The organism is Inquilinus limosus DSM 16000 (assembly GCF_000423185.1).
In the GTDB taxonomy this organism is placed as follows: domain Bacteria; phylum Pseudomonadota; class Alphaproteobacteria; order DSM-16000; family Inquilinaceae; genus Inquilinus; species Inquilinus limosus.
Genome location: NZ_AUHM01000042.1, coordinates 1 through 13,984, shown reverse-complemented (window position 1 = coordinate 13,984; position 13,984 = coordinate 1). Strand labels below are relative to the sequence as shown.

The following is a 13,984-nucleotide window of genomic DNA, read 5'->3' as shown; positions in this document are numbered from 1 at the left end:
CAGCGGTTCGATCCGCCCACCGGGCTGCACGACCGGCATGGTCGGAACGTTCATAAAAACATCAAATGTTAAATCCTGATCCGATGGCCTGATATAATATATCAGTACATCTCTGAAATATTGGAATTATTGTTTGTTGAAGAACAATGATCGTAACTCGATTGTATAAAATAAAATCTATTGATTCCGTTTCCACATTAGAGGAGATAAGCCCGCGGTTGAGGATCAGTGCATGGTCCTCAATCGTTTGGATTCGAGGCGCGAGTTTTTGAGATCAGGCCGGACGAAAAGCCGGGAAGGGACAAGATGATGTGCGGGCCTAGAGGAATTTGCAGTCAAATATTGTAGGATAGTGCAAAAGTTTCTGGATTTTGACTGTCGCTTGATCCTGCGGTCATTATGGCAATTCCTTCGTTGGCGCAGCGGCCGGCCGATCGTCGGTTCAGCCGCCCGCTTCATGGCGGAAGACCGGCGCGGCCGGCCTCCGGCGGCCGGGCGGCGGCCGATCACCTCTTCCGGCTCATTCCCGACAACGTGGGGCCACGACTGGAGACGGCACGCGGCGCGGTCGACCTGCGGGCGCTGCGGATCGCGCGGCTGCTGAAAGCCGATCTGGCTCCGCGGGAGACTTCGGGCAGCCTCTATGTCGATTCCCCGACCATGCTGCTCGGGATCCATCTCCTGCGCCATCACTCGGGCGCAGGCCGGTCCGCGCGGTCGCCGGCCGGTGATGCCTGCACTCGCAGAATTCCGGGAAGGCCAGATCTTGGCGTTCGTAATTCAAATCAAAAATGCGACCAATTTGTCCTGGATATATGCATAAAATGCTATTGTTCGAAAGAACAGGGCAAGATTTTGATGCCTGCTTGCGGATTCGTGAAAAAATCGGACATTTCTGGAATACCCGGGCCGCTGAACTATGAAATTGCTGCCCCGGGAAAAAAGTCGGGCATTTGCCCGCAAAACGCGAAGCGACAGGGGAAAGTATCGATGCGGACGGCTCCGGACCGGCCGGAAAGGCTGGCTGTTCGATGACTTAGGATTTTTTTCTGGAGTGCCGATCGGGGTCTTTGTTGCGGACGAAATCGCCCCATGCGGCAGTTTGGCGGGCCGGCTCCGGCCCGCAGGTGAAGGAATTCTTTCTCCGCCTCGGACGCATGATGAACTACGAGATCATCCTGGCCCGTCCCCGGCAAGTCCGGGCCGGTCCCGCCGCGCGGCTTCGCGCCGCCCGCCGCATCCGGCGCCTCGCGGCCGGGTGCGGCTCACCTGGCGCAGATCCCCGTCGGCGGCTCGGGGCCGCGGCTGGCGACCGCGCATGGCGGCGCGGTCTGCGCCGTCCACCCCGCGGGGCCGCAGCAGCCCGCGTCGGAGCACCATGTCGCCGAGATCCTGCTGAGCCCGGTCCTCCGGGTCCGCGCCTCCCGACTTGGGGAGGCGGCGACGTTTGACGCGGCGGCGGGCTGCCTGCTGATCACCCCGGCGGGGGCCGGGGGCGGGCTGGCATGGCCGCAGCCGCGGGAAAGCGTCACCGTCGTCCTGACCGAGGCCGCCCTGCGTGAGCTGGCGGCGCACGAGCTCGGCACCGCGCGGGTGGAGCTGCGCCCGCCGCCGCTCGGCACCGTCGACGCCTGGGCCCTGCGCATCGGCCATCTGCTGAAGGCGGAGCTGACGCAGCGCGAGGCGCCGAACGCGCTCTACGTCGATTCCCTGATCACCTTGTTCGGCGTCCATCTCCTCCGCCACTATTCCGGCGTCCGGACGACGCCGCCGGCGGTCCGGGGCGGTCTGCCCGCCGCCATCGCGCGGCGCCTGCAGGATTTCATCGGGAACAACTTGTCGCGCAGCCTGCCGGTGGCGGAGCTGGCGTCGATCGCCGGCCTGTCGGAGCGGCACTTCATCCAGGCCTTCACCAAGACCTTCGGGGCGCCGCCGCACCGCTACGTCGTCGACCAGCGGCTGGACTTGGCCGAGAGGCTGCTGACCGAGGGCGACCTGCCGATCGCCGAGGTCGCCTATCAGGCCGGCTTCTCGAGCCAGAGCCACCTGACGACGACGCTGAAGAAGTACCGGCAGAAGACGCCGATGCAGGTGCGGCGGGAGCGGTGAGGCGCATCGGATCGGGACATCGGGTTCGAACGACAGGATAGATCTCGGACGCAAGGACAGATTGCCTCTTCCGCTTGCGGGAGAGGTCGGAGCGTGCCCGAGAGATCCGTGAATGGCGGAGAGAACGGACGCCGGCCCGCAAAGGCCCGGATCGTCGGGGACAGCGGCATTTCTCCTCGTGATCAGGAGAATCACAGATTCTCCCGGCATTCCTCAGTATTCCCGGAATCTGGAACAGCGCCCGGCCTTCCGCCACACCTCGGACTTTTTTGTGAAGCCGCCGCGCTTTTGTGAAGAAACCGGACAATCCTGGAATACGGCGACGACACTGCTGTGAGTTTCTGACAGGCAGATTGCCTTATTCAGTTTTACTTGCCGGCGGATCCAAGAAACCGCGGCCTGCAGAGGGGGTCACATACGTGAGCAGCGCCTGGAACTCCACCGCTTCGATCATTCGTCGGCACTCCGCCCGTTTCGCGGGGAACTGGGTCCCGGGCGTGGGCGACGGCAGCCGTTCCCTCCGTCGCCGGCTGATGGCGGCGCTGCGCAACGCGCACCGCACCCTGGGGCTGAAGCGCGACCGGCTGGGCCTGGGCGCGCTGGGCGTCGGCGGGGCGGTCCGCGTGGGCGGATCTGCGGCTTCGGTGCCCAGCAGCATGCTGGGCGTCCTGCGGCGGGCGAGGGGGCTTTACGCCGGGGTGGCCATGGCCACGGTGATCCTGCAAGCCGCGACTCCAGCGCATGCGGAATTTGTGGCCGGCGGCGGCACCGTGGCGAACACCAACGGCACGATCGCGATCGGGACCGGCAACTACACCGCGACGGTGAGCGGCGCGACCAACACGGGCGGCATCGCCATCGGCTCCCGCGCGGTATCTAACGGAGCCAATTCCATCGCAATGGGCGTGGATGCCAGCGCTACCAATACAGGGGCAACCGCGCTCGGTATCAATGCGATTGCGAATGGGGTGGGCGCCACTGCCCTCGGCAGGTTTGCGAACGCGACCGGGGATAGCGCGACCGCCGTCGGAAGAAACGCCAGCGCGACCGCAGCGACCGCTGCCGCAATCGGCTATCTGTCCTCCGCCACGGCCAACGGCGCCGTTGCATTTGGGCTTCAGGCGTCATCGACCAACACCAGCACGATCGCGGTCGGCAATCAGTCCAACGCCTCGGGATCGAATGCCACGGCCATCGGTTCGGCCTCCAGCGCCTCGGGTGCCAACAGCATTGCCTTCGGCTCGAGCTCCGTGGCGAGCGCCAACAACGCGATTGCCATCGGTAACACCTCCGCCGTGGATGCGGCCTCGACCAACAGCGTCGTGATCGGGTTGGGCGCGAAGGCCACCAACGCTCCCTCCGCCGTCGCCCTGGGGCAGACGGCGACCGCAAATGCCGTCAACGCCATGGCTCTGGGTAACTCCGCCAACGCCAGTGGCGACAACGCCGCCGCGGTCGGGCCCGCCACCACCGCCAGCGCCCTGAGTTCCGCCGCGCTCGGCTTTCGCGCCAATGCGACCGGTGTGGCTTCAACCGCCCTTGGCTCGGCTTCCAAGGCGAGCGGGGACAACTCGGTAGCCGTCGGCCAGAATGCCGTCTCCTCGGCTGCGAAGGGAACGGCGGTCGGCTTCGCGGCCAATGCCGCGGCCGAAGGTGCGCTCGCCCTCGGCAACGGCGCCACGGCGGCGGCCAGCGCCGGTGACGTGGCGCTGGGCTCGGGCTCGGTGACCGCGGCAGCGGTCGGCACCAAGAGCGTCACCCTCCGCGGCACGACCTACGACTTCGCCGGCACCACCCCGACCAGCACGGTCAGTGTCGGCGCCGCGGGGGCGGAGCGGACGATCACCAATGTCGCGGCCGGGCGGATCTCCGCCACCTCGACCGACGCGATCAACGGCAGCCAGCTCTTCGCCACCAACCAGTCGCTGCAGTCGGCCATCGCCGGCGCGGCGCCGCATTACTACAGCGTCAACGACGGCGGCTTTCCCGGCGCCAACTACAATAATGATGGCGCAACGGGCGCGTCGGCGCTGGCGGCGGGCATCGGGGCCACGTCGACCGCCACCCAGTCGACGGCGCTGGGTTTCCAGGCGAATGCGAGCGCCGAGAATTCCATCGCACTCGGCTCCGTCTCCAAGGCCAGCGGCCTCGGTTCGGTGGCCCTGGGGCTGTTGTCCAACTCGAGCAGCAACAGCTCGATCGCGATCGGCTGGCAGTCGATCGCGTCCCAGGTGAACTCGATCTATCTCGGCGCACGCACCGTCGCGGGAACGGGGGCTACCGCGGAGAGCGCCATCGGCATCGGCACCGACGTGACCGCCTCGGCCCAGGATGCGATCGCCATGGGCCGCTCCTCGGCCGCGACCAATTCGGGCGCCATCGCGGCGGGCGTGAGCTCCAAGGCCGCGGGCCTGGCCGGTGTCGCGGTCGGCTCGACCTCCAATGCGGCCGGCGACTTCTCCCTGGCCGCGGGCAACGCGGCATTGGCGAGCGGAGTTGGCTCGGTGGCGGCGGGCTCGGGGGCCCAGGGCACGGGCGAATCCGCCACGGCGGTGGGCAACAACGCCGCCGCGACCGCCGACCGGACGGTGGCGGTGGGATTGGGCGCAACGGCCGACACCTCGGCCGCCATCGCCATGGGCGCGCAGGCCAAGGCGACGGCTGCGAACGCCGCGGCGGTCGGCGTGCTCGCCAGCGCCTCGGCCGAGGGTGCGCTGGCGTTTGGGCATCAATCCCTGGCGAGCGACACCAATGCGATTGCATTGGGCAATTCAGCGCAAGCTACCGCGCAGAACGCAGTTGCCGTGGGCCTGTTCGCGAGCGGCGGCGGGAAAGGGGTGGTCGCTATCGGCAACGGTGCCGGCAGCGGTTCGACCACCGCCAGCGCCAACTCCGTCGCCATGGGCGTCGCAGCCGGCCAATTCGTCACCGGTGCCCAGAATGTTGCCGTCGGCGGCGGCGTCAACGCGGCCATGAAGGGTGCCGGCACGGGCGTGGCCGGGGCGCGGAATATCGCCATGGGGTCCGGCGACGGCACCGTCGCCTATGACGCCTCCCAGACGGCCTCCGCCGGCAACAACGTCACGGGCGACGACAATATCGCGATCGGCACCAATGCGGGCATCGGGGTCGCCGCCAGCAAGACGACGTCGATCGGCTTCAACGCGAGCGCATCCGCCGAAAACGCGATTGCGATGGGCAGCGGCGCGAAGGCGCAGAATGCCGGCGCCGTGGCGCTGGGCTCGGGCTCGGTGACCGCGGCGGCGGTTGGCACCGGCAGCACGGTGATCGGCGGCAAGAGCTATACCTTCGCGGGTGGGACGCCGACCTCGACGGTCAGCGTCGGCGCGGCAGGGGCCGAGCGCACCATCACCAACGTCGCGGCGGGGCGGATCGCGCTCGACTCGACCGACGCGATCAACGGCAGCCAGCTCTACGCCACCAACAAGGCGCTGGAATCGACCATCGCCGGCGCGGCCGTCCACTACTACAGCGTGAATGACGCCGGCACCCCGGGCGCCAACTACAACAACGACGGCGCCGTCGGCGTCGGGTCGTTGGCGGCGGGCGCCGGCGCCCTGGCGAATGGCGAGAACAGCGTGGCGCTGGGCAGAGCCACGACCGCCACGGGCAACGGCTCGATCTCGATCGGCTACGTCAACGGCACCAACGGCCTGAATGCGATCGCGATCGGCGTCTTCTCGAACGCGACCGGCGTCAATGCCCTCGCCCTGGGCGGGGCCGCCCGCGCCGTCGCGGACGGAACGACCGCTCTCGGCGTCAACACCCTGGCCAGCGCCGTCAATGCGACCGCCGTCGGCAACGGTGCGAATGCCGTGGAGAATGCAACGGCAGTCGGCGTCAGCGCCAGCGCGGGCGCCGGTTCCACTGCGGTCGGCTGGCAGGCCAATGCCAGCGGCATCGATGCGTTGGCCTTCGGCTACAACACCAAGGCCTCCGGCAACAGCGCGGCCGCCGTCGGCGTGGAGGCGACAGCCTCGGCCGACGGCGCGATGGTGTTCGGCAACCACTCCACCGGCTCGGGGATCAACACGGTCGTCGTCGGCACCAGCGCCACCGCGGCCGACCTCAATGCGGTGGCGATCGGAACGCAGAGCAATGCTGCGGTGGCCAACGCCACCGCCATCGGCTCCCAGTCCATTGCGACGGGCGACCAAGCCATCGCCATCGGCACCATCGCCAACGCCGCGGCCGACTATGCCGTGGCCCTCGGCCCCAATGCCCGCGCCACGGCCGAGAATGCGGTCGCCCTCGGGCTCAACGCCGCGGCCTCGGGGACCAGCGCCATCGCGATCGGCAAGGACTCGGGCGCGGCGGCGGCCTCGACCGTGGCCATCGGCGACACCAACACGGTGGCGGCGACGGCCGGCCCGGGCTCGGTGGCGATCGGCCACAACTCGCAGGTGAATGGCGGCGCCGGCGCGGTGGCGATCGGCGAGGGCCAGGTCGTCAACGGCGACGGCGCGGTCGCGATCGGCGACCCGAACTCGGTCACCGGCACGGGCGCCGTCGGCCTGGGCGCCAACAACACGGTCAACGGCACCGGCGCGGTGGCGCTGGGCAGCGGCAACACCGCGACCGGCCAGGGCTCGGTCGCGCTGGGCAATGCCAGCAGCGCGGCGGGCGCCGGCTCTCTCGCCTTCGGCGACGGCGCCTCGGCGGTCAACGCCAGGGACGTGGCGCTGGGCTCGGGCTCGGCGACCGCGGCGGCGGTCGGCACCGCCGGAACCACGATCGGGGGCAAGGCCTACACCTTCGCCGGGGCGAACCCGACCTCGACGGTCAGCGTCGGATCGGCGGGGGCCGAGCGGACCATCACCAATGTCGCGGCCGGCCGGATCGCCCTCAACTCGACCGACGCGATCAACGGCAGTCAGCTCTTCGCCACCAATCAGGCTCTGCAGGCGACCATCGCGGGGGCGGCCGTCCACTACTACAGCGTGAACGACGGCGGGACCCAGCAGGCGAACTACAACAACGACGGTGCAACGGGCGTAAACTCCATTGCGGCAGGGGTGGGTGCCAAGTCTGCCGCGCGATCCGTCGCGATGGGTTTCCAGGCGAATGCCGCCGGCGAGCAGAGCGTCGCGGTCGGGTTCCTGTCCAATTCCAGCGCGTTGGAGAGCACCGCAATCGGCTATGCCGCCACTGCGAGCGCCGTCAACGCAACGGCTCTCGGCAACCAAGTCACCGCGGCCTCTGATGGCAGTATCGCCATCAGCGCGAATAATGGGCTTGCGGTCGATGCTAATTCGCTCAAGGGCGTTTCCATCGGGTGGGGAGCGAGAGTCGCGAATGCCCCCTCCGGCCTGGCCGTGGGCGACACAGCCGCTGCGTCGGCGCAGAACGCCACTGCGGTCGGCGTTCTCGCCAAAGCGAGTGGGATCGATGCGACCGCGATAGGCTCGAACGCCGCGGCCAGCGGCACGAACGGCAGCGTTGCCGTGGGTCTCAATTCGAATGCGACCGGCGCCAGCGCCGTCGCCATGGGCCGGGCCAGCGTCGCGAACGGCACCAACGCCTTCGCGGCGGGCGTCACAGCCAACGCGACCGGCAACAATACCCTGGCGGTCGGCACCGGCGCGGTGGCGAGCGGTGGAGACAATGCTGCCGCGCTCGGCTTCACCGCCAAAGCGTCGGCAGCGAACGCGCTCGCCCTCGGCACCGGGGCGACGGCCGGCCAGGCCGGCGCGGTGGCGCTGGGCTCCGGCTCGGTGACCGCGGCGGCGGTCGGCACCAAGAGCGCGGTGATCGGCGGAACCACCTACAATTTCGCCGGCGCGGCTCCGGCCTCGACGGTCAGCGTCGGCGCGGCCGGCGCCGAGCGCACCATCACCAATGTCGCGGCAGGGCGGATCTCCGCCACCTCGACCGACGCGATCAACGGCAGCCAGCTCTTCGCCACCAACCAGGCGATCTCGGCCATCGCCGCCAGCACGCCGCTGCACTACTACAGCGTCAACGACGGCGGCACCCAGCAGCCGAACTACACCAACAACGGCGCGACCGGCGTCAATGCCATGGCGGCCGGTGTCGGGGCCAGCGCCGCCGGCGCCAGTGCGACCGCCGTCGGGCGCCTTTCCAACGCCGCCGGGCAGAATTCCGTCGGGTTGGGTACCGGAGCGACCGCGGGTAACCTCAACACGGTGGCCATCGGCATCAACACCAACGCGAGCGGGACTTCCGCCATTGCCATCGGCGCGTTGTCAACCGCGGAAGGCGATGCGGGCGTTGCTGTCGGCATCAACACCCATGCGACCGGTGACCTCTCGTCTGCTTTCGGCCGCGCGGCCGTTGCGTCCGCAGCGAACGCCACCGCACTGGGCGCTTTCGCCAACGCCAGTGGCTCGGAAAGCATCGCCATCGGCCCTCAGAGCGTTGCCAGCGCCACCAATTCGACGGCCATCGGCCTGAACTCGACCGTCAGCGGCGAAGCCTCGCTGGCGATCGGCTACCAGAGCAACGCGTCCGATGTGAACGCCGTCGCGATCGGCAACTCGGCTGTCGCTTCCGCCGCGTCCACCGTCGCAATGGGCATCAGTTCCAGGGCCACGGGTGTGGCCTCGACCGCCGTGGGCCGGATCTCCAATGCCAGCGCGGACGGTGCTTCGGCCTATGGCTACGGCTCCAACGCTTCCGGCGTCAACGCAACCGCCGTCGGCGCCCTGGCGAATGCAGCCGGCGCAAACAGTGCGGCGCTGGGCAACGGCGCCACGGCCGGCCAGGCAGGCGCCGTGGCGCTGGGCTCGGGCTCGGTGACGGCGGCGGTGGTCAACACGCCCAGCACCGTGATCGGCAGCAAGACCTACACCTTCGCCGGCACCGCGGCGACCAGCACGGTCAGCGTCGGCGCGCCGGGGGCGGAGCGGACGATCACCAATGTCGCGGCCGGCCGGATCGCCCTGGACTCGACCGACGCGATCAACGGCAGCCAGCTCTACGCCACCAACCAGGCGCTGCAGTCGAGCATCGCCGGCGCGGCGGTCCACTACTACAGCGTGAACGACGGCGGCACGCCGGGCGCGAACTACAACAATGATGGCGCCACGGGCTTGCGTGCCATGGCACTGGGGACGTCTGCGATTGCCGCCGGCGACGGGGCGGTTTCCATCGGACACGGCGCCGGCATCGGCTCGACGGCCGCCAGCGCCAACTCCATCGCCATGGGCCTCGGCGCCGGCCAGTTCGTCTCCGGTGCCCAGAACGTCGCCCTCGGCGGCGGCATCAACAACGTCATGCGGGGCGCCGGCGCCGGCGTGACCGGAACGCGGAACGTCGCCATGGGCTCGGGTGACGGCACCGTCGCCTATGACGGCACGGCAAAGGCTTCCGCGGGCAACCTGGTCACCGGCGACGACAACGTCGCGATCGGCACCAATGCGGGCATCGGGGTCGCCGCCGACAGGACGACCTCGATCGGCTTCAATGCGAACGCGTCCGCCGAAAACGCGATTGCGGTGGGCACGCAGTCCGTCGCCGACGCCGCCGATGCGGTCGCCATCGGCACCGGCGCCAAGGCCACGGGCGGCAAGGCGGTCTCGATCGGCGCCGGCAATGTCGCCACCGGCGATGGCGCGGTGGCGATCGGCGACCCGAACACCGTGACCGGCACCGGCGCGGTCGGCATGGGCGCCAACAACACGGTCAACGGCACCGGCGCGGTGGCGCTGGGCAGCGGCAACACGGCGACGGGCCAGGGCTCGGTCGCGCTCGGCAACGCCAGCAGCGCGGCGGGCGCCGGCTCTCTCGCCTTCGGCGACGGGGCCTCGGCCATCAATGCCAGGGACGTGGCGCTGGGCTCGGGCTCGGTGACCGCGGCGGCGGTCGGCACGGCCGGCACCAAGATCGGCGGTACCGCCTACACCTTCGCCGGCGCCAACCCGACCAGCACGGTCAGCGTCGGCAGCGCCGGCGCCGAGCGCACGATCACCAATGTCGCGGCCGGCCGGATCGCTCTGGACTCGACCGATGCGATCAACGGCAGCCAGCTCTTCGCCACCAACCAGGCGATCGAAGCCATCGCGGCCAGCACGCCGCTGCACTACTACAGCGTCAACGACGGCGGCACGCCCCGCGGGAACTACATCAACGACGGCGCCACCGGCGCCAATGCGATGGCAGCGGGTATCGATGCCGTGGCCAGCGGCGGGCAGGCGGTCGCCATCGGCTATCAGTCCAAGGCCAGCGGTCTGGAGGGCACGGCGCTGGGCTATCTGAGCGAGGCGAGCGGCGTCAATTCGACCGCGATCGGCAACCAGATCACCGCTGCGGCCGACGGCAGCATCGCGATCGGCGCCAACACCGGGCCCGCCGTCGATGCCGCTTCCATCAACGGCATCGCCATCGGCTGGGCCGCGCAGCTGGTGAACGCGCCTTCCGCCGTTGCCATCGGCGATACGGCGACCGCAACTGCCGAGGACGCGCTCGCCCTGGGCGCCGGGGCAACTGCCGGCAATGCCGGCGCCGTGGCGCTGGGCTCGGGTTCGACGACGGCGGCGGCGGTCGGCACGGCCGGCGCGACGATCGGCGGCACGGCCTATACCTTCGCCGGCGCCAACCCGACCTCGACGGTGAGCGTCGGGTCGGCTGGTGCCGAGCGGACCATCACCAACGTCGCGGCGGGGCGGCTCTCCGACACCTCGACCGACGCGGTGAACGGCAGCCAGCTCTTCGCCACTAACCAGGCGGTGGATGCGGTCACGACGACGGTGACCAACATCAACAACGGCGCGGGGATCAAGTACTTCCACGCCAACTCGACCGAGCCGGACTCGCAGGCGCTGGGGACGGACTCCGTCGCCATCGGCCCGAACGCGGTCGCCAACAACGAGGGCGACATCGCGCTCGGCTCCGGCTCCACGACGGATGTGGCGGTCGGCACCGCCGGCACCACCATCGCCGGCACGGCCTACACCTTCGCCGGCGCCAACCCGACCAGCACGGTCAGCGTCGGCGCGCCGGGGGCGGAGCGGACGATCACCAACGTCGCGGCCGGCCGTCTCTCGGAGACCTCGACCGACGCGGTGAACGGCTGGCAGGTCTTCGCCACCAACACCTCGGTGGACACGCTGAACACCAAGGTCGAGAACATCAACAACGGCGCGGGCATCAAATACTTCCACGCCAACTCGACCGAGCCGGACTCCCAGGCTCTGGGGACGGACTCCGTCGCCATCGGCCCGAATGCGGTCGCCAACAATGAAGGCGACATCGCCCTCGGCTCCGGCTCGACGACGGACGTGGCGGTCGGCACCGGCGGGGCGACGATCGGCGGCAAGGCCTACACCTTCGCCGGCGCCAACCCGACCTCGACGGTCAGCATCGGCGCGGCGGGCGCCGAGCGGACCATCACCAATGTGGCGGCCGGGCGGCTCTCCGACACCTCGACCGACGCGGTGAACGGCAGCCAGCTCTACGCGACGAACCAGCAGGTCACGGCCAACACCACCGATATCGACACGATCAACACCATCATCGGCGACATCAACAACGGCGCCGGCATCAAGTACTTCCATGCCAACTCGACCCTGGCCGACAGCCAGGCGACGGGCACGGACAGCACGGCGGCCGGTCCGGAGGCGGCGGCCTCGGTGCAGGACGGCGTGGCGGTCGGCCACGGGGCGACGGCGGGTGTCAATGTCGGCGACGTCGCCCTGGGTTCGGGCAGCACGACCGCGGCCGTGGTCGGCACCGCCGGCACCACCATCGCCGGCACGGCCTACACCTTCGCCGGCGCCAACCCGACCAGCACGGTCAGCGTCGGCGCGCCGGGGGCGGAGCGGACGATCACCAACGTCGCGGCCGGCCGTCTCTCGGAGACCTCGACCGACGCGGTGAACGGCTCGCAGCTCTTCGCCTCGAACCAGGCGATCGACAACGTCGCGAACCAGATCACGGACGTGACCGGCAAGCTGACGCACTACTACAGCGTTAATGACGGCGGCACCCAGGGGGCCAACTACGACAACGACGGCGCCACCGGCACCAATGCGGTGGCGGCCGGCGTCGGAGCTTCGGCTTCGGGCCTGCGATCGACGGCGCTGGGCTTCCAGGCAAGCGCGTCGGCAGCGGACAACATCGCTATCGGGACAAACGCAGTTTCCACGGGGTCGTCGGGAGGCTCGATCGCGGTCGGCGTCAATGCCAATGCGACCGGCTTCCGTGCAACCGCGATCGGGGCGAATGCGAAGGCTGCCAGCGATGGGGCGACGGCATATGGTGCCGAGGCCAATGCGGCGACCGACACGGCCACCGCGATCGGCACAGGCAGCAGCGCCACTGACGGCTTCGCACTCGCTATGGGTTATACAGCCGCTGCGGCGGGACCGCAGTCCACGGCAATTGGCCAGAACGCCAACGCCTCGGGCGAGAGCTCGATAGCGATGGGCACTTTGGCCAGCGCGGCGTCAGAGAATAGCATTGCGCTCGGGACCAGCGCTGTTTCTTCGGGGGCCTCAGGCGGTTCGATCGCGGTCGGCGCCAGTGCCAACGCAGCGGGGTCCTATGCAACGGCGGTCGGCATGAACTCGGCGGCCCATGGCGACTGGGCGACGGTATATGGTTTCGGGGCCAATGCGACCAACGCCGCGGCCACTGCCGTCGGCGCAGGCGCCAAAGCCACTGCCGATTTCGCACTCGCTGCGGGCTATCAGGCCTTCGCAACGGGAGAGCAGTCCACCGCAATCGGTTTGAACGCCAACGCGTCGGGCCTGAACTCCATAGCGTTGGGTACCCAGGCTGGTGCTACGGCGACCAACGCCACGGCCATTGGCAACGGTGCATCGGCGACCGCGGCCTCGACCGTTGCGCTGGGCGACTTGGCCTCGGTTTCAGACGGCCCGGGATCGGTGTCGATCGGCCACAACTCGCAGGTGGTGGGTGGCTCCGGAGCGGTCGCGATCGGTGAGCTTCAGGCGGTGAACGGCGACGGCGCCGTCGCCATCGGCGACCTGAGCCACGCCAGCGGCACCGGGGCCTTCGCCGGCGGCGCGAACAACATCGCCAACAGCGACGGCAACAGGAACGCCGACGACACCAACCAAGCCAATGGCGCGGTCGCGATCGGCAACGGCAACAGGGCGATCGGCCAGGGCTCAGTGGCGCTGGGCAACGGCTCAATCGCCGGGACCGTCGGCTTGGCGGGCAATGTCGCTCTGGGCGACGGTGCGACAGCGGCCGTGAGCTCGGGCGATGTCGCCCTGGGCTCCGGCTCGGTGACCGCGGCGGCGGTCGGGACGGCGGGCGCGACGATCGCCGGCACGGCCTACAGTTTCGCCGGTACCACCCCGACCAGCACGGTCAGCGTCGGCAGCGCCGGTGCCGAGCGAACCATCACCAATGTCGCGGCGGGCCGCCTCTCGGAAACCTCGACCGACGCGGTGAACGGCAGCCAGCTCTTCGCCACCAACACCTCGGTCGACACGCTGAACACCAAGGTCGACAACATCAACAACGGCGCCGGCATCAAGTACTTCCATGCCAACTCGACCCTGGCGGACAGCCAGGCGACGGGCACGGACAGCACTGCGGCCGGTCCGGAAGCGATGGCCTCGGTGCAGGACGGCGTCGCGGTCGGCCACGGCGCGACCGCCGGGGCCAATGCCGGCGATGTCGCCCTCGGCTCGGGCAGCACGACCGCGGCGGCGGTCGGCACAGCCGGCGCGACCATCGGCGGCACGGCCTACACCTTCGCCGGCGCCAACCCGACCTCGACGGTCAGCGTGGGGTCGGCGGGGGCCGAGCGGACCATCACCAACGTCGCGGCCGGGCGGCTCTCCGACACCTCGACCGACGCGGTGAACGGCAGCCAGCTCTACGCGACGAACCAGCAGGTCACGGCCAACACCACCGATAT

4 protein-coding genes are annotated in these 13,984 nt (G+C 69.4%); all 4 read left to right on the top strand.

Annotated features, from left to right (window positions below):
• The first annotated feature begins 414 nt into the window (after positions 1 to 414).
• Positions 415 to 1,035 (top strand): hypothetical protein, encoded by a 621-nt coding sequence (locus G537_RS43990; RefSeq protein WP_155888809.1) that lies wholly within the window; start codon positions 415 to 417, stop codon positions 1,033 to 1,035.
• Between the two features lie 558 nt (positions 1,036 to 1,593).
• Positions 1,594 to 2,109, top strand: coding sequence for a helix-turn-helix domain-containing protein (locus G537_RS0127420; protein ID WP_211230529.1), 516 nt, complete (start codon positions 1,594 to 1,596; stop codon positions 2,107 to 2,109).
• Positions 2,110 to 2,221: 112 nt separating this feature from the next.
• The gene (locus tag G537_RS43985; protein WP_155888808.1) at positions 2,222 to 2,446 is read left to right on the top strand and encodes a hypothetical protein; all 225 of its coding nucleotides are present in this window, start codon (positions 2,222 to 2,224) and stop codon (positions 2,444 to 2,446) included.
• 82 nt (positions 2,447 to 2,528) lie between these two features.
• A partial coding sequence (locus tag G537_RS42440) for a beta strand repeat-containing protein (protein WP_155888807.1) occupies positions 2,529 to 13,984 on the top strand: 11,456 nt, incomplete at its 3' end.